The sequence below is a fragment of the Rhizobium sp. Root1334 genome (assembly GCF_001426665.1).
Taxonomy (GTDB): domain Bacteria; phylum Pseudomonadota; class Alphaproteobacteria; order Rhizobiales; family Rhizobiaceae; genus Pararhizobium.
In genome coordinates, this window is the sequence record NZ_LMEY01000029.1 from 447,229 (window position 1) to 465,260 (window position 18,032).

16 protein-coding genes are annotated in these 18,032 nt (G+C 59.6%); 13 read left to right on the forward strand and 3 right to left on the reverse strand.

Annotation, left to right across the window (positions count from 1 at the left end; all coding sequences use genetic code 11):
- The first annotated feature begins 96 nt into the window (after positions 1-96).
- From ASD36_RS26940 to gyrB, 5 genes are all read left to right on the forward strand, one after another.
- Positions 97-795 carry a Tim44/TimA family putative adaptor protein gene (locus ASD36_RS26940; RefSeq protein ID WP_060502502.1) on the forward strand — a complete coding sequence of 233 codons (699 nt, stop codon included), beginning with the start codon at positions 97-99 and terminating at the stop codon, positions 793-795.
- 23 nt (positions 796-818) lie between these two features.
- On the forward strand, positions 819-1,928 hold the full coding sequence (locus ASD36_RS26945) for a murein transglycosylase A (protein ID WP_060502501.1): 1,110 nt from the start codon (positions 819-821) through the stop codon (positions 1,926-1,928).
- Positions 1,921-2,490 carry a Smr/MutS family protein gene (locus ASD36_RS26950; protein ID WP_060502500.1) on the forward strand — a complete coding sequence of 190 codons (570 nt, stop codon included), beginning with the start codon at positions 1,921-1,923 and terminating at the stop codon, positions 2,488-2,490. The genes ASD36_RS26945 and ASD36_RS26950 overlap by 8 nt, the downstream gene beginning before the upstream one ends.
- A complete protein-coding gene (locus ASD36_RS26955) occupies positions 2,487-2,861 on the forward strand; it encodes a helix-turn-helix transcriptional regulator (protein WP_060502499.1) in 375 nt (124 codons plus the stop codon). The genes ASD36_RS26950 and ASD36_RS26955 overlap by 4 nt, the downstream gene beginning before the upstream one ends.
- A 149-nt stretch (positions 2,862-3,010) precedes the next feature.
- Positions 3,011-5,446 carry a DNA topoisomerase (ATP-hydrolyzing) subunit B gene (gene gyrB, locus ASD36_RS26960; RefSeq protein ID WP_060502498.1) on the forward strand — a complete coding sequence of 812 codons (2,436 nt, stop codon included), beginning with the start codon at positions 3,011-3,013 and terminating at the stop codon, positions 5,444-5,446.
- A gap of 75 nt (positions 5,447-5,521) precedes the next feature.
- Here the strand turns inward: gyrB and ASD36_RS26965 are convergent, their stop codons facing one another.
- Positions 5,522-6,124 carry a nitroreductase family protein gene (locus ASD36_RS26965; RefSeq protein ID WP_060502497.1) on the reverse strand — a complete coding sequence of 201 codons (603 nt, stop codon included), beginning with the start codon at positions 6,122-6,124 and terminating at the stop codon, positions 5,522-5,524.
- A gap of 262 nt (positions 6,125-6,386) precedes the next feature.
- Here ASD36_RS26965 and gabD point away from each other — a divergent pair, with 262 nt between their 5' ends.
- Both gabD and ASD36_RS26975 read left to right on the forward strand, forming a co-directional pair.
- A complete protein-coding gene (gene gabD, locus ASD36_RS26970) occupies positions 6,387-7,841 on the forward strand; it encodes an NADP-dependent succinate-semialdehyde dehydrogenase (RefSeq protein ID WP_060502833.1) in 1,455 nt (484 codons plus the stop codon).
- A gap of 113 nt (positions 7,842-7,954) precedes the next feature.
- Positions 7,955-8,758: an HpcH/HpaI aldolase/citrate lyase family protein gene (locus ASD36_RS26975; protein WP_060502496.1), complete on the forward strand. Its 804-nt coding sequence runs from the start codon at positions 7,955-7,957 to the stop codon at positions 8,756-8,758.
- On the opposite strand, the gene ASD36_RS26980 is transcribed toward ASD36_RS26975, so the two are convergent.
- Both ASD36_RS26980 and ASD36_RS26985 read right to left on the reverse strand, forming a co-directional pair.
- A complete protein-coding gene (locus ASD36_RS26980; protein ID WP_244481941.1) occupies positions 8,759-9,853 on the reverse strand; it encodes a mannitol dehydrogenase family protein in 1,095 nt (364 codons plus the stop codon).
- 14 nt (positions 9,854-9,867) lie between these two features.
- A complete protein-coding gene (locus ASD36_RS26985) occupies positions 9,868-10,746 on the reverse strand; it encodes a GntR family transcriptional regulator (protein ID WP_060502495.1) in 879 nt (292 codons plus the stop codon).
- Positions 10,747-11,012: 266 nt separating this feature from the next.
- Between ASD36_RS26985 and ASD36_RS26990 the strand changes: the two genes are divergently transcribed.
- From ASD36_RS26990 to ASD36_RS27015, 6 genes are all read left to right on the forward strand, one after another.
- A complete protein-coding gene (locus ASD36_RS26990; protein ID WP_060502494.1) occupies positions 11,013-12,518 on the forward strand; it encodes an altronate dehydratase family protein in 1,506 nt (501 codons plus the stop codon).
- Positions 12,519-12,548: 30 nt separating this feature from the next.
- Entirely contained in the window at positions 12,549-13,568 is a 1,020-nt protein-coding gene (locus tag ASD36_RS26995; protein WP_060502493.1) for an aldo/keto reductase, read from the forward strand.
- Positions 13,569-13,597: 29 nt separating this feature from the next.
- The gene (locus ASD36_RS27000; RefSeq protein WP_060502492.1) at positions 13,598-14,044 is read left to right on the forward strand and encodes an RbsD/FucU domain-containing protein; all 447 of its coding nucleotides are present in this window, start codon (positions 13,598-13,600) and stop codon (positions 14,042-14,044) included.
- Positions 14,045-14,282: 238 nt separating this feature from the next.
- Positions 14,283-15,272 (forward strand): ABC transporter substrate-binding protein, encoded by a 990-nt coding sequence (locus ASD36_RS27005; protein ID WP_060502491.1) that lies wholly within the window; start codon positions 14,283-14,285, stop codon positions 15,270-15,272.
- Positions 15,273-15,393: 121 nt separating this feature from the next.
- Positions 15,394-16,947, forward strand: a complete 1,554-nt coding sequence (locus ASD36_RS27010) for a sugar ABC transporter ATP-binding protein (RefSeq protein ID WP_060502490.1) — start codon at positions 15,394-15,396, stop codon at positions 16,945-16,947.
- 42 nt (positions 16,948-16,989) lie between these two features.
- Complete coding sequence (locus ASD36_RS27015) at positions 16,990-17,964, forward strand: ABC transporter permease (protein WP_060502489.1); 975 nt, start codon at positions 16,990-16,992, stop codon at positions 17,962-17,964.
- The last annotated feature ends 68 nt before the right edge of the window (positions 17,965-18,032 follow it).

An 18,032-nucleotide genomic window follows, 5' to 3' on the forward strand; every position in this document is an offset into this window, starting at 1 on the left:
GCAATTGCAAAGAAGTGATATAGCCATTTGAATGATCGTGTCATGCAGACTATATGGGATGATCGCACGGCATATTAACAGCGGTTCTGGGTGGAAATGGGCTCTTTCGACTTCGTCACATTGTTTTTCTTGGTCGCCGCGGTGATCATATTCCTCCAACTGCGCAGCGTCCTGGGCAAGCGGACCGGCAACGAACGTCCGCCGGTCGATCCCTATTCGCCGCGCGAAGCCGCCGATGGCCCTGAAGCGTCCGGCAAAGTGGTGCAATTGCCACGCCGCGATGGCGCCGGCGAGGAGATTTCCCGTTACGCCGAGATTGATGCCTTCACAAAGGCTGGCACGCCGCTGAACGACGCACTGCGCCGCATGGTCGATAACGATCCGTCCTTCGATCCGAAGGAATTCGTCAATGGCGCCAAGATGGCCTATGAGATGATCGTCATGGCTTTCGCCGATGGCGACCGCAAGACGCTCAAGGGTCTCTTGTCCCGCGACGTCTATGACGGTTTCGACGCCGCGATTTCCGAACGCGAAAGCAAGGGCGAAGTCGTCAAGTCTACCTTCGTCGGCATCGAGAAGGCCGATATGGTGCATGCCGAGATCAAGGATAGCGAAGCCAACATCACGCTGCGCATCATCAGCCAGCTGATTTCCGCGACCTATGACAAGGCCGGCGCGATCGTCGATGGCGATGCCGAAGCGGTTTCCGAGGTTAACGATCTCTGGACCTTCGCGCGCGATACCCGTTCCCGCGATCCGAATTGGAAGCTGATCGCGACGGAATCGGAAAACTGATCAGGACGTAAGGCGCGGCGGCGATGGATTTCGATTTGCAACGGGTCGACTTTTCCGACCTTCCCGGTTGGCAGTCCGACGATCCATCCCCGCTTCTGCCGGCGCTTGAACGCTGTCGCCGGCAGGTCACCCAGGTCAAGCCACACAAGACGGCATCGCTTGGCATTTCCACTGCCGATCTGATGCCGGCCTATGAAGCGGCCGAAGCCACACAGCCCCGCAATGCGAGCGAAGCCCGCGCTTTCTTTGAACAGCATTTCGTTCCGTTCAAGATTATTCGCCATGATGGTAAGCTTGGCTTCGTCACGGCTTTTTTCGAGCCCGAAGTTCTGGTCAGCGCGACACGGGACGAGACCTTCCGTTTCCCTTTTTATAGCCGTCCGGACGATCTCATCGATATCGATGATGGCAACCGCCCCGGCGGCATGGATCCGTATTTTGCTTTTGGGCAGCAGACGGATGGGCAAATTTCCGAATATCCGGACCGCAAGGCGATAGAGCAGGGATACCTTGCCGGCCGCGGGCTGGAGATCGCCTATGCCAAATCCAAAACCGACGTGTTCTTTGCCCATGTCCAGGGTGCCGCCCGGCTCGTCTATCCCGATGGCGCGATGAAGCGGGTGACCTATGCGGCCAAGACCGGCCATTATTTCTCCGCCACCGGCAAACTTCTGATCGAGCGTGGCAAGATCGACGCCGCAACCGTGTCGATGCAAACGATCAAGCAATGGTTGGACGATCATCCGGACGAGGCGGGCGAAGTTCTGTGGCATAATCGGTCGTTCATTTTTTTCCGTGAGGCCGAGGTCGATGATACCGGGCTCGGACCGGTCGCGGCTGCAAAGGTAGCGCTGGAACCTGGCCGTTCGCTCGCTGTCGACCGGCTCATTCATACGTTCGGGGTTCCTTTTTTCATCTCCAGCGACAGCCTGACCTCGATCGAGGGTGGCCGGCCTTTTCGAAGGCTGATGCTGGCGCTCGATACCGGGTCGGCCATCGTCGGTCCTGCGCGGGGCGATATCTTCACCGGCTCCGGTGACGAGGCCGGACGGCTGGCTGGTGCCGTGCGCAACGAGGCTGATTTTTTCATTTTCATTCCGAAGGCCGCAGCCGCAAGATACGGCCATGGTTAAGGGAAAGAAGCTCACCAGCGAAGACCGCATCCTGTGGGGCAAGGTCGCGCGCACGACGCGTCCGCTGCCGGGGCGAATGGATGAGCTGGCGGAATTCGAAGAGCCAAAGCCCGAACCCCAGCCCGAAAAATTGCCGATGCCGGTGATCAAGGAGGGAAAATCGCTTGCCGAAGCTTTCGGCGCTGCCCCGCCCGAGGCTCCGAAAAAGACCGTCCGTATGCATCACCCACTGGAAAAGCCGGTGAAGCGCAAACTTGCCAAGGGCCATCTCGCCATCGAGGCGCGGATCGACCTGCATGGCATGATCCAGAGCGAGGCGCATGGTTTGCTCTTACATTTCCTGATGCGCGCCTATGATCGCGGCCTGCGGCATGTTCTGGTCATCACTGGCAAGGGAACGTCGCTTGGCAGCGATGGCGCGCTCAAGCGAGCGGTGCCGATGTGGTTTTCGCTGCCGGAATTCCGCATGCTGATCTCGTCCTACGAGCCGGCCGCCCGCAATCACGGTGGCGACGGCGCGCTCTATGTCCGTCTGTCGCGCCCGAGAGGCGTGGCCCCATGACCCCCTTCGGCGACGCGGTGCGCCGGCTACGGCAAAAGAAGGGTGTTTCGCAAAAACAGATGGCAACGGCGATCGGCGTATCGCCCGCTTATCTTTCGGCTCTGGAGCATGGCAAGCGCGGTGCGCCGAGCTTTGAATTCCAGCAAAGGGTCGCCGGTTACTTCCACGTCATCTGGGACGATGCCGACGAACTGTTCGGGATTGCCGCCCTTTCCGACCCGAAAGTAGTGCTGGATACTGCCGGTTTACCGTCGGCTCACACGGCCTTTGCCAACCGACTTGCCGGCTGTATCCGTGGCCTATCCGGCGAAACCATCCGCATTCTGGAAGATGTTTTGGAAAAAGCCCGCTTTCCTGATAAGGAACTCTGATGATCCCCTGATTTCTGCCGCTTTCAGGCTGCATGGGATTTGGAACTATGGACAAAATCCCTATATTCGGGGAGCGCCATCGAGGGGTGATTCGCACGGAATCCGATCCCGAAGACATGGCATCGTAACCTGGAAAGACCTATAGCCGAATGACCGATTTGCCTGAAACCGAAGCCGGCGCAAGCGCCGAATATGGTGCCGATTCCATCAAGGTTCTGAAGGGCCTTGATGCCGTCCGCAAGCGGCCGGGCATGTATATCGGCGATACCGACGACGGTTCCGGCCTGCATCACATGGTCTACGAAGTCGTGGACAATGCCATCGATGAGGCGCTGGCTGGCCACGCTGATATCGTCACCGTGACGCTCAATCCGGATGGTTCGGTCACCGTGACTGACAACGGCCGCGGCATCCCGACCGACATTCACAAGGAAGAGGGCATCTCGGCTGCCGAAGTGATCATGACGCAGTTGCATGCGGGCGGCAAATTCGACCAGAACTCCTATAAGGTTTCCGGCGGCCTGCACGGCGTCGGCGTCTCGGTCGTCAACGCGCTCTCGGTCAAGCTGACGCTCAAGATCAAGCGTCAAGGCAAGATCCATGAGATCAGCTTCACCCATGGCGTCGCCGACGCACCCCTGAAAGTGATCGGCGACAGCAACGGCGAGACTGGCACGGAAGTCACCTTCCTGCCGAGCACCGAAACCTTCACGATGATCGAGTTCGATTATGGAACGCTGGAGCATCGCCTGCGCGAGCTCGCTTTCCTGAATTCGGGTGTTCGCATTCTTCTGACAGACAAGCGTCATTCCGATATCCGCGAGACAGAGATGATCTATGACGGCGGCCTCGAAGCCTTCGTTGCCTATCTCGATCGGGCGAAGAAGCCGCTGGTCAACCGGCCTGTCGCCATTCGCGGCGAAAAGGACGGCATCACCGTCGAAGTGGCGATGTGGTGGAACGACAGCTATCATGAAAATGTTCTCTGCTTCACCAACAACATCCCGCAGCGCGACGGCGGCACCCATATGGCCGGATTCCGTGGCGGCTTGACGCGCCAGATCATTTCCTATGGTGACAGCTCCGGCATCATGAAGAAGGAAAAGGTCACGCTCACCGGCGAAGACTGCCGCGAAGGCCTGACCGCCGTTCTCTCCGTCAAAGTGCCTGATCCGAAGTTCTCGTCGCAGACCAAGGACAAGCTTGTCTCCTCCGAGGTTCGCCCCGTTGTCGAAAGCCTCGTCAACGAAGCGCTCAGCACCTGGCTTGAAGAACATCCGGGCGACGCAAAGATCCTCGTCGGCAAGGTGATCGAGGCCGCCGCTGCTCGCGAAGCAGCCAAGAAGGCGCGCGAACTGACCCGCCGCAAGGGCGCTCTCGACATTTCGTCGCTGCCCGGCAAGCTCGCCGACTGCTCCGAGCGCGATCCGGCCAAATCCGAACTCTTCCTGGTGGAAGGCGATTCCGCCGGCGGTTCGGCCAAGCAGGGCCGTTCGCGTGAAAACCAGGCGATCCTGCCGCTGCGCGGCAAGATCCTCAATGTCGAACGCGCCCGTTTCGACAAGATGCTGTCCAGCCAGGAAATCGGCACGCTGATCACAGCGCTCGGCACGTCGATCGGCAAGGACGAGTTCAATCCGGACAAGCTGCGTTATCACAAGATCATCATCATGACTGATGCTGATGTCGACGGCGCCCATATCCGCACCTTGCTTTTGACCTTCTTCTTCCGGCAGATGCCGGAACTGATCGAGCGCGGGCATCTCTTCATCGCCCAGCCACCGCTCTACAAGGTGGCGCGCGGCAAGTCGGCGCAATATCTGAAGGACGAAAAGGCGCTGGAAGATTATCTGATCTCCACAGGCCTCGAAGACGCGGCCCTTGAACTCGGCTCCGGCGAAGTCCGGGTCGGGCAGGATCTGCGTGAAGTCATCATCGATGCGTTGCGGTTGCGTACGCTGATCGAAGCGCTGCATTCGCGCTACAGCCGGTCCGTTGTCGAGCAGGCGGCAATTGCCGGCGCGCTCAATCCGGAACTCAACCAGCATGCCGAGCAGTCGGCAGCAACGGCAGCCGAGGTTGCCAAGCGCCTCGATCTGATCGCCGAGGAAACAGAGCGCGGCTGGACGGCCGTTGTTGCTGGTGATGGTGGCCTGAAATTCGAGCGCATGGTGCGCGGCGTCAAGGAAGTCGCCTCGCTCGACATGGCGCTGATCGGATCGCAGGATGCGCGTCACATTGATCTGATGACTCCGCGCCTCAAGGAAATCTATGCCATCCCGCCGGTTTTGAAGCGCAAGGACGGTGCGATCGAGATCAGCGGTCCGCGCGCGCTTCTCGACGCCATCTTCGCCAGCGGCCGCAAGGGCCTGTCGATGCAGCGTTACAAGGGTCTTGGGGAAATGAATGCCGAGCAGCTCTGGGAAACGACGCTCGATCCGAACGTCCGTTCGCTGCTTCAGGTCCGGGTATACGATGCCACCGATGCCGATGGTCTGTTCTCGCGCCTGATGGGTGACGAGGTCGAGCCGCGGCGCGATTTCATCCAGGAAAACGCGCTCAGCGTCGCCAACCTGGATATCTGAGGTAGGCGCAGCCTCCCTTGTGACTTATTGAAAACCGCGCCTCCCATCTGGAAGGCGCGGTTTTTGCTTTTTAACTTAGCCGGCGATGAACGTGCCATTGAAGGCAATTTCCGAAAGCGGGCGGCGCGGGCTTGGCGTTTCGCGGGCCTGCAGATAGTCCGGCAACTGGGCCTTATCGCCTAGGCGGCCGATAGCGGCTGCGGCTTCGACGCGATAGCCTTCCGGAATACCGAGGATTTCAACAGCCTTGTCGAAATGCAGGCCGGTCATGCCGTGGGCCTGCAAGCCAAGCAGATGGGCCTGATGGGCGATCGCTCCCCAGGCGGCACCGGTATCGAAGCTGTGGCTATAGGACAGGGCTTCTTCGGCAGCACCCGGTGCTGCGAAATGGGTCTTGGAGACCAGGATCACCAGTGCCGACGCGGATTTTGCCCAGCCCTGGTTGAACTCGTTGAGGATCGGGAAGATCTTGTCCCATTGTTCAGTGCCGCGCAAAGCATAGACAAAGCGCCATGGCTGGGAATTGTAGGCGGAAGGCGCCCAGCGGCCGGCTTCGAGAATTGTCAGCAATTCCGTTTCGGCAATGGTCTCGCCGGTGAAGGCGCGCGGCGACCAGCGATTGAGGAAGCTCGGCTCGATGGGATAGTCTGCCTGGCGGTAGTTGCTGGTTGTTGTCATGGCATGTTCCTGTCTTGGGAGGTCGGAGGGCCGGAATTCGATTAGCGGACGAAGTCCGCATATAGCGATTGGATAGTCTAGTAATAGACTCCAGTTTGTTGATGGACTGTTTCCAATTCGGCGACAGCGGTTGCGTGGCCGACTGCCGGGGACGTGGCGAAACAGACTGCAGAAACGTTCTTCTGGGTTATTGTCGAACGCCAGAAAAAAGTTGTATAAGTTCTGTAGATTTTTCGAAGCAAAGGATTTGCTGCTGATGACCGTGACCTTGAAAGACCCTTCGCTGTTCCGCCAGGCCGCGCTCGTCGGCGAAAACTGGATCGAAGCCGACCCGAAAAATGCCATCGAGGTGAACAATCCGGCGACTGGAGAGATCATCGGCCGGGTGCCGAAGCTCGGTGCAGCAGAAACAAAGGCAGCCATCGAGGCGGCGCGCACTGCGCAGAAGGGATGGGCCGCAAGAACAGCCAAGGATCGCTGCGCCGTCCTGCGCAAATGGTACGACCTGATGATCGAAAACAAGGACGATCTCGGACGCATCCTGACGCTTGAACAGGGCAAGCCGCTGGCGGAAGCGACCGGTGAAATCGTCTATGGTGCCAGCTTCATCGAATGGTTTGCCGAGGAAGGCCGCCGCATCTATGGTGACATGATCCCCGGCCATCAGCCGGACAAGCGTATCATGGTGATGAAGCAGCCGATCGGCGTCGTCGCGGCGATCACACCGTGGAATTTCCCCAATGCGATGATCACCCGCAAGGCCGGTCCAGCCTTTGCTGCCGGTTGCGCCATGGTTCTGAAGCCGGCTTCGCAGACGCCGTTCTCGGCTATCGCCATCGCGGTTCTGGCTGAACGTGCCGGTCTGCCGAAGGGCCTGTTCAGCGTCATCACCGGTTCGGCCGCCGCCATCGGAGGCGAAATGACCTCCAACCCGACCGTCCGCAAGCTGACCTTTACCGGCTCGACGGAAATCGGCACCGAGCTTTACAAGCAGAGCGCCCCGACCATCAAGAAGCTCGGCCTCGAACTGGGCGGTAACGCGCCTTTCATCGTTTTCGATGACGCCGATCTCGATGCGGCCGTCGATGGCGCGTTGATCGCCAAGTATCGCAACAATGGCCAGACCTGCGTCTGCGCCAACCGTATCTATGTTCAGGACGGCGTCTACGATGCCTTCGCCGAAAAGCTGGCAACAGCCGTCGGCAAGCTGAAGACCGGCAACGGTTTTGATGAGGGTGTCATTCTTGGGCCGCTGATCGACAAGGCAGCGCTGAACAAGGTCGAGGAGCACATTGCCGACGCCCTGAAAAAGGGTGCGCGCATCCTGCAGGGCGGCAAGCCGCACGCGCTCGGTGGCACCTTCTTCGAGGCGACGATTCTTGCCGATGTCACAAAGGACATGGCGGTAGCGAAGGAAGAAACCTTCGGTCCGCTGGCGCCGCTGTTCCGCTTCAAGTCTGAGGCGGATGTTATCGAGCAGGCGAATGATACCGAGTTCGGCCTCGCCTCCTATTTCTACGCCAAGGATCTGTCCCGCGTCTTCCGGGTTGCCGAAGCGCTGGAATACGGCATGGTCGGCGTCAATACCGGCCTGATTTCGACGGCCGAAGCGCCGTTCGGTGGCGTCAAGCTCTCCGGTCTTGGCCGTGAAGGCTCGAAATACGGCATCGAGGAATTCACCGAGATCAAATATGTCTGCCTCGGTGGCATTGCCTGATTTGCAGGTCGAGACCTGATCTGCCAGTCAGGTTTTGGAGCGAACCGGCCGGATAACTCTGGCCGGTTTTTTCGTTTGACGGTACAAAGCCATAGTGACAGCAGGAGACAGCCATGCCCGCCCCAAAAAACACGTTCAAGGCCGCGATCCGTGAGGACCGTTTTCAACTGGGTCTCTGGGTCGCTCTGGCCAGTCCCTATGCGGCGGAGATCGTTTCAGGCAGCGGCTATGACTGGCTGCTGATCGATGGCGAGCATGGGCCGAACGATATTCCGCTTCTGTCGGCGCAGATCCAGGCTGTCGCCCGCTCCGGCAGCCATCCGATGGTCCGGCTTCCGGTCGGCGAAACCTGGCTGATCAAGCAGATCCTCGATACGGGTGCCCAGACATTGCTGATCCCGATGGTGGAAAGTGTCGAACAGGCGCAGGCTCTGGTGCGTGCCGTGCGTTATCCGCCGCATGGGGTGCGCGGTGTCGGCGCAGCGCTTGGCCGCGCATCTCAGTTCAGCCGGATCAGCGATTACCTCGAAACCGCCAATGACGAAATCTGCCTGATCGTGCAGATCGAGAGCCGTGCCGGTCTCGCAGCACTTGATGATATTGCAGCGCTTGATGGGGTCGACGGGTTGTTCATCGGCCCATCCGATCTGGCGGCGGACATGGGTTATCTTGGCCAGCCGGGGCATCCAGACGTAACCGCGGCAATCAAGGACGCTTTTGATCGCATCGGCAAGGTGGGCAAGGCGCGTGGCATCATGACGCTCAGCCTCGACCAAGCCCATATGTACCGGGAGATGGGCGCGGACTTCATGGCGATCGGAACCGATGTGACGCTTCTTGTCAGCGCCACGACAAAACTGCGTGACGATTTCCTGGCCGGCGGGAAAGGTGATGCCAAGCCGGTTGCCGGCTACTGATCAGCGGCTTTCAATGATCGCAGTGAGATTCGGCATGCCAACATCCGGGCTCCAAGCCCTGAAATCGGCAAGTCGCCGGGTGACTTTTTCCGCATGGTGATTGGCTATGTCGCGGATGCGGTGGTCCAGAAACGGATTGCGAAAGCGGTCGAGCGTCAGAGCGACGTAACTGGTAGCCTCGCTGCCGAGATTCTTCGCGGCAAAGCCGGGAATCACTTCGGTTTCATAGATTTCTAGCAGAGCGGCGAGCACGACCGGGTCTTTCAGGATGGCTTTCACGGTTTCATCCTGAGGACGGCCGGTCTTCAGCCAGATATCGGCCAGCACGGTATGGCCGAGATTGAGGATATGCAGCTTGAGCTTTTCGTATGGGGTGAGGTCGTCCACCACCTGGATGGAAGGATGCGTGCAAGGCGGTTTCAATCCAGGCTGGGCTTCGATCGCCCAGAGCGCATAGGGTTCCGCCACCGCACCAGCCGGATCCAAAGGTTCCGATACGATCCGGTCGACCAGCGTGTTCCCCCAGATGACGTGTGTTTCCAGCCATTGCGCGAAACCCGCATCCGCAACTCGCGCGGACTGAAGGCGCAGGACCACAGCCTTCAAGGTATCGCCGTTGCGGCTCATCAATTCGCAAGGCAGCACGGTGATGGGCTTACCTTCGACGCGATAGCGTTCGTGAAGCAGGAACAGCAATTTTCCGGGAAATGACGCTGGAATTTCCGTTTCCAGGTCGTCGTTGCCGACGGCATAGCCTGTGTCACCGGTGTTTGAGATCAGCACTTCAGCTTCCGTGGCGACGATGCGCTTGATCGCCTCCCAATCGGATGCCGTGGACAGCGCCCGGGCAACACTTGCCACCTGCTGGATACGATCGATTTCGGTACCCTCGACGATCCCTCGAACGATAACGGGAAAACCGCCCGGGGCCGCCAGCGCCTTCAGCCGTCCGGCGCGTTCCGCCGAGCCTGTGGTCTGGACGACAGTGATCTTGCCGAGTGCCTCACCCTTTTCCAGCGCCTCGCTGACAAAAAGGTCGGCATGGGCTTGCAGGAAGCGGCTGGTTCCAAACTGGACGATGGGTGTGATCATCATATTGGTGAATCCGGCTATTGAATGGATTGGAGCAGGGTTTCCCGTGCCGATTTCAGATGGCGGCGGCAAGCTGTCTCGATGCGTGCCGGATCACGGGACCGTAGCGCGGCGATATAGTCGAGATGTTCTTCGAGCGCCCGGGCATTGCGCTCACGCGCATTCGTCTTGTTCCACTGATAGTGATAGTGAAAGACGATGGTGATGATGTCGTAGAAATCGACGATGAAGCGGTTGCTGGACGATGTGTGCACCAGGAGATGGAAACGCTCATCGAGTTCCGAGAATTCCTTGTAGCGATTGTCGATGTCGGCAAGGATTTCGTGATGCAGGGTCTCGATCCGGTTGAGGTCCGCCCAGGCCGGATGATCGGGGGCAAGAGCAGCAAAGCTGGCGGCCGAGCGCAACTCGAACATTTCACGGACTTCCGTCAGTTCCAGCGCAAATTCACGGGTAAACCCCTTGAGGATCCAGTGGCTGTTCGGGCGTTTCTCGATCAGGCCGAAGCGGCTGAAACGGATCAGGAATTCGCGTACGCTGGTCGTGCCGGTACCGATATCGCGGGCCAGTTCCAGCTCGTTGATCTGCATGCCGGGCTCGGCGCCGCCGGCCAGAATCCGGCGCATGAAACTGCGCTCGATGATATCGGACAGCGAATCGGTTTCTTCCGCCGGATAATAATCCTCCGGCTTCGGCTGGCGCAGAACCACCTTTGCCCGCTTGTCCCAGGCCAGCAACTGCAGCTCTTCCATGCGCGTCAGGATGGCGCGGATGGTGGTGCGGCTGACGCCGAGCGTCGTTCCAAGCTCGGGCTCGGACGGCAGGCTGGAGGTTTCCGCCAGCAGCTTGAGGCAGCGGTTGAAGGCGTCCTTGAAGACGGTATTCTGTTTCGCCATGGCTGTATCGACCAGATAGGAGTTTCTGTCAGCCCAACTGGGGGCAGGTTTTCAGGCTGCTCTATCCGGTCCGTTTGATCCTGTCTTCGATTTTGCTCTTGCGGTTCACGTGTTTCGTCCCTGATTTTGTTTTGGTGCAGTGGTTGCGGATTGGTACCGCGCCGCGGCCCCATAATACCCATTGACGGCAAACTGTCTATTGTGGATAAAAGACAAAATGAATGACAGGCTCATTCGGATAAAAACCGTCCAGGGAGATACCAAGGGTGACCGCACCTTCCTTCATCGTTTTGTCGCCGGAAGACAATATCGCCGTCGCGTCGCTGGCCATCGAGGCAGGTGGTGAACTGCCGGGCGGCGTCCGCGCAAACGGCAAGATCGATCCCGGCCACAAGGTGGCGATCCATCCCGTCCATATCGGTGAACCGGTGGTGAAATACGGCCAGGCGATCGGCCGTGCGACCATCGAGATCGCCGCGGGCGACCATGTCCATTCGCACAATCTCGCCTTCGATCAGGACCGGTTGTCGATCGGCGCGCCGGTGCCGCCGGAAGCCGCCAGCATCGCGGACAAGGCCCGGACGTTCATGGGCTATCGCCGGGCCGACGGCCGTGCGGCGACCCGCAATTTCATCGGCATCATCGCCAGCGTCAACTGTTCCACCACCGTCTGCCGTGCCATCGCGGAGGAGGCCAACAAGGTCATCCTGCCGCGTTATGACGGCATCGACGGTTTCGTCCCGATCGTCCATGATCAGGGCTGTGGCATGAGTTCGACTGGCGATGGCATGAAGAACCTGCACCGCACCCTTGCCGGCTATACGCGCCATGTAAATTTTGGCGGCGTGCTGATGGTCGGTCTCGGCTGCGAGGTCAACCAGTTGACGCTGTACGGTCAGTCGGGTGCCGGTGCCGGCAAACGGCATTTCAATATTCAGGATGCCGGTGGTTCGCGCCGCGCCGTCGCCCGCGCCCTTGGCGTGCTCGAAGAAATCGCCCAGGAGGTCGGGACGGCGAAGCGCACCGCGATCCCGGTCAGCGAAATCATCGTCGGACTGCAATGCGGCGGCTCGGATGGGCTTTCCGGCATCACGGCGAACCCGGCTTTGGGTGCGGCAGTCGATATTCTCGCCGGTGCCGGCGGTACGGCTATCCTGTCGGAAACCTCGGAAATCTATGGTGCCGAGCATTTGTTGCGCAGCCGCGCTGTCAATGATGGTGTCGCGGAAAAGCTCGACGGGTTGATTACCTGGTGGGAAGAGTATGTCGCCATGCACGGCGCATCGCTCGATAATAATCCTTCGCCGGGCAACAAGCGCGGTGGCTTGACGACCATCCTTGAAAAATCGCTGGGGGCCGTCGCCAAGGGCGGCCGGTCGCCGCTGACGGCGGTCTATCATTATGCCGAACGCGTGACGGAACATGGCCTCGTCTTCATGGATACACCCGGCTACGATCCCGTCTCGGCGACGGGGCAGGTGGCGGGCGGCGCCAATGTCATCACGTTCACAACCGGCCGTGGCAGCTGTTTCGGTTCGCGGCCCTGTCCGTCGATCAAGCTGACCAGCAACACGGCGCTCTATCGCGCCATGGAAGAGGACATGGACATCGATTGCGGCACCATCGCTACCGGCGATGCAACGATTGCCGGGATGGGCCGTGAAATCTTCGACCTGATCATCGACACGGCGTCCGGCAAGAAAACCAAGAGCGAGCTGTTTGGTTACGGCGACAATGAATTCGTGCCCTGGCATCTGGGCGCGACACTCTGACGGGGAACTGTCGGAGCGGAGGAGAAGATCATGCAACTCAGAAAAATCGGCCGGACGGATCTGTCCGTCACCGAATACAGCTTTGGCACGGCGCCGCTCGGCGGCATGTACCGGGCCTGCCCGCGTGAAACGGCGATGGAAACGCTGGAGGCTGCCTGGTCTGCCGGGCTGCGGTTCATCGACACCGCGCCCTGGTACGGCTTCGGTCTTGCCGAACGCCGCGTCGGTGATTTCCTGCGCGACAAGCCGAAGGGCAGTTATGTTCTGTCGACAAAGGTCGGCCGACTGCAGCGGCCTGTACCCGACGACAAAGTTCCAAGCTACGGTTTTGTCGATCCGCTGCCGTTCGATACCGATTACGACTATTCCTATGACGGCATTATGCGGTCGGTGGACTTCAGCTATGCCCGTCTCGGCCTCAACCGCATCGATATCCTGTTCGTCCACGACATCGGCGTCTACACGCATGGCGCCGAGCGTAACGCGGTCTATCTTCGCCAGCTGCTGGATGGTGGTTTGAAGGCGCTGGAACAGCTGAAATCAAGCGGCGCCATCACCGCCTATGGGCTGGGTGTCAACGAGGTGCCGGTCTGCCTCGATGTGATGCGCGAGGCGGATATCGACTGCATTCTTCTGGCCGGGCGCTATACGCTTCTCGATCGCACCGCCACCGCCGAACTGTTGCCGCTGTGTGAGAAAAAGAAAACATCGCTGGTGGTTGGCGGCGTATTCAATTCGGGTATTCTGGCCACCGGTCCGGTCGAGGGATCGCATTTCGACTACATGCCGGCGACGCCGGACGTGCTCGACAAGGTGAGGGCGATGGAAACGATTGCGCGATCACAGGGACTGCCATTGGCGGCACCCGCCATCCAGTTTCCGTTGCAGAGCCCAGCGGTCGCCTCTGTCCTGCTCGGTACGGCCAAACCGTCGAGCCTGATGCGCAATATGGAACTGACGGAGCAGCGTCTGCAGCCGGGTGATTTCACGGCCTATGACGCACATACGCTGGTCGCCCCGGAACTCGGCACGGATGCCGTCCGGGTTTAGCCGGCTTTCAAGAGACAAAGGAAAACCGAATGCTCAAGGGAATACATCCATTGCTCGGCCCGGAATTGCTGCATGCGATCCGCACGATGGGGCATGGGGACGAAATCGTCATTGCCGATGCCAATTTCCCGGCCAGCAGCATGGGTCCAAAGGTCGTGCGCGCCGATGGTGTCGATGCGCTGGGTATTACCGAGGCCATTCTGGCGCATATGCCGCTCGACACATTCGTGGATGAATCCGCCTGGCGCATGGAAGTTGTCGGTGACCCGCAGGCGGTGCCGGAGGTCTGCGTCGAATTCCAGAATCTGGTCACCAAACTCGCCGGTGATTTCAAGGTCGTACCGATCGAGCGCTTTGCCTTCTACGAGCGCTCGCGCAAGGCAGCCTATATCGTCGCGACGACCGAATTCCGGCTGTATGGCAATATCATCCTGAAGAAGGGCGTTGTGCATCCGCAGGAACTCTACCGCGTCTGACGCGGCATACAACCCGGCCCATGGAGGTGGGCCGGTTCATCTTCGTGATGAAAAACAAAGACTTGGCGTTGGGAGGAAAACAATGTTCAAGGGAAGTTTCGAACGCTTGCAATTTCGAAAATGCTGAGATAGCTTGCCAAAGCGAAATGTTTTTTATGGATAAAAGATCGAACTGTTAGCGTCTTGCAGCCCGGTCTGAGGAGAACTGAACAAGACGTTGTTGGAGGAGAACAACACCATGACCCTTATGAAGAATATCCTGTCCCGTCGCGCTTTTACCAGCCTGGCCGGCGCTGCAGTCTTTGCAACCATGATGCCGGTGGCGTCGTTCGCGCAGGACGTCACGATCCCGATCATCGTCAAGGATACGACATCGTTCTACTGGCAGATCGTTCTGGCGGGCGCCCGCGCGGCCGGCAAGGATCTCGGCGTCAACGTGCCAGAACTCGGCGCTCAGTCGGAATCGGATATCAACGGCCAGATCACCATTCTGGAAAATGCCGTTGCCGGCGCACCTGCTGCCGTCGTCATCTCGCCGACCGAATTCAAGGCGCTCGGCAAGCCGATCGATGAGGCGGCCAAGGCCGTGCCGATCATCGGCATCGATTCCGGCGCCGATTCAAAAGCGTTCACGTCCTTCCTGACTACCGACAACACACAAGGTGGCCGCATCGCCGCTGACGGTCTTGCTGCCGCCATCAAGGAAGCAACCGGTAAGGAAGAAGGCGAAATCGCCATCATCACCAGCCTGCCGGGCGTCGGTTCGCTCGATCAGCGCCACGAAGGCTTCGTCGAAGTCATCGCAGCCAAGTATCCGGGCCTCAAGGTCGTGGCTGACAAATATGCTGACGGTCAGGCAACCACCGGCCTCAACATGATGACTGACTTGATCACCGCTAACCCGAACCTCGTTGGCGTCTTCGCGTCGAACCTGATCATGGCACAGGGTGTTGGCCAGGCGATTGCTGAAAACAAGCTCGGCGACAAGATCAAGGTCATTGGCTTCGATAGCGACGAAAAGACGGTCGGCTTCCTCAAGGAAGGCGTTCTGGCTGGCCTCGTCGTCCAGGATCCGTACCGGATGGGCTATGACGGCATCAAAACCGCGCTTGCCGCTTCGAAGAAGGAAAAGGTCGAGGCCAATGTCGATACCGGTGCAAATCTGGTGACCAAGGCCAACATGGCCGATCCGAAGATCGACGCTCTTCTGAACCCGAAGGTCAACTGATCGAAACAACGCGGTAGGCCGTTCAAAGCGGCCTGCCGACTGTCGCATAACACCATCCGGACCTGTTTCAGCAAGGCCTGACCGTGTTGAAGCAGATATCGGATTGGGGAGGAGAGCCGCCATGACAGGACTTTATGATGTCAGCCACCGGCACGACGATGGCGCGACAACAATTGCCAAGCATCCTGTCCCCAAGGGGCAGCCCATCCTGGAATTGCGCGGCCTGCAGAAGAAATACGGTGCTGTCGAGGCCCTGAAACCGGCCAATATCACCTTCCTTTCGGGCGAAATCCACGCCATCGTCGGAGAGAATGGCGCGGGCAAATCGACCCTGATCAAGCTTCTGACCGGTGTTATCCGGCGAACGTCCGGCGAGGTCTTCTGGTGCGGCGATGCGGTGCAGCTCGCCACGCCGAACGAGGCGATTTCCCGCGGTATCAATGCCGTGCATCAGGAAGTCGTGCTTTGCCGCCACCTGTCCGTCGCGGCCAATATGTTTCTCGGCGACGAGATCAATAAGAACGGCCTGATGCGTAAGCGCGCCATGACCGATGCGGCCCAGGCCGTGCTCAACGATCTCGGCTTCAATCTGCCGGCTGCCGCCCTTCTGAGCGACCTGACGATCGGCCAGCAGCAGCTGGTGGCGACGGCGCGCGCGGCGATGCGTGGTACCCAGTTCTTGATTTTCGATGAGCCGACCGCTTACCTGACCCGCCAGGAATCGGCACAGCTCTTCCGCCTCATTCGCCGGCTACAGGCTGAAGGCGTGACGATCGTCTATATCAGCCATCGCATGGAAGAGGTTTTCGAGCTGGCCGACCGGGTTTCGGTGCTGCGCGACGGCACCCATATCGGCACGCGCAAGATTGCCGAAACCAATGATGCCGAACTGATCTCGATGATGATCAACCGCACCATCGAGCAGATCTATCACAAGGAAACGCTGCCGATCGGCGCGACGATTGTCGAGACGCGCGGCTTGTCAGGTCCAGGTTTCACGGATGTCTCGCTATCGGTGCGAGCAGGGGAAATCGTCGGGCTTTATGGCCTGATCGGTGCCGGGCGCAGCGAATTTGCGCTCGGGCTCTATGGCCGCCAGCCGCTGAGTGCCGGGGAAGTCCATTGGCAGGGCAACAAGGTCAGGATCCGCAACGAGCGTGATGCGATGGACCTCGGTATTGCGCTCGCGCCCGAAAGCCGCCGCGATCAAGGGCTCTGCCTCAATCTGCCGATCGGCCTTAACATCAACCTGCCGGTGTTCGACCGGCTGTCACGGGGTCTCACCATCAATCGCGGGCGTGAGATCGAGAACGCCGACCGGCAGATCAAGGATCTGAAAATCAAGACGCCGACACGGCGTGTACTGGCTTCAGCCATGTCCGGCGGCAACCAGCAGAAGATCGTCATCGGCAAATGGCTGAGCCATGGCGCCAAGCTGTTCATCTTCGACGAGCCGACGGTTGGCGTCGATGTCGGCACCAAGGCGGAAATCTATCGGCTGTTTGCACGGCTTCTGGAACAGGGGGCCGGTATCATCCTGATCTCCTCCTATCTACCGGAAGTCTATGAGCTTTCGGATCGGCTGCATGTGTTTCGCCAGGGAAGGCTCGTCGCCAGCCACACCTATCGTAGCGCCTCGCACGAGGAAGTGCTGACCCAGGCCATCGGCGTTTAAAATTCAGAAAAGACCGGACAAGAAAATGCGTGGAGGGAAATCATGAGCGTAGAGACAACAACGGAAACCGCACCGGTGCCGAAGAAGGGCATGAACATCCTGTTCGGCCTGACCCTGCTCGGGCTCTTGCTGTTTCTCTGGCTGCTTCTCGGTCTCTCGACCACGAGTTTCTGGACCTCCAACAATATCAGCAACCTGCTGCGCCAGGGGTCTATGACGGCGATCCTTGCCGTCGGGCAGACATTCGTCATCATCACGGCCGGTATCGATCTGTCGGTCGGTGCCGTCGTCGGTTTCTCCAGCGTCACCGTTGCCTGGCTGTTGCAGCAAGGCGTGCCGCTCTGGCCGGCCATGGGCATTACGCTCCTGGTTGGCGTGGCGATCGGCGCCTTTCACGCCTTCGGCATCGTCCGCATGGGCCTTCCCGCCTTCATCATCACGCTGGCGACGCTGACTTCGCTCCGCGGCATCGGCCTTCTGGTGACCAATGGCTCGACAATCTCGATCAGCAACGAGGCCTTCACCAACTTTTCCCGCGCCGATTTCCTCGGCATTCCCAGCCTGTTCTGGATGGTCATCGCCGTGGCGATACCGGCCTACATCTTCCTGCACTTGAGCCGCTGGGGCCGTTATCTCTTCGCCGTCGGCTCCAACAGCGAAGCCGCGCGTCTCTCCGGCGTCAATGTCAACCGGACGATCTATCTCGCCTATATCCTGTCTTCCACCTGCGCCGCCTTCGTCGGCCTGCTGCTCGCCTCGCGTATCGGCATCGGTAACGCCACCCAGGCTGAAGGCTGGGAACTGCAGGCGATTGCTTCCTCGGTCATCGGCGGTACCAGCCTGTTCGGCGCGGTCGGCTCGGTGCATGGGCCTCTGCTCGGCGCCTTCATTCTGGCGACCATCAATAACGGCGCCAATCTGCTCAACGTCAATGCGTTCGTGCAGCGCATCATCACCGGCGTGCTGATCATCGTCATTGTCTATTTCGATCAGTTGCGCCGCCGCGGTTCGCGCTGACCAATCCGGCACCCGGCCGGTTCTATCCCGGTCGGGTGCTGCTGCCATCCACCCATCTGTGAATAGAG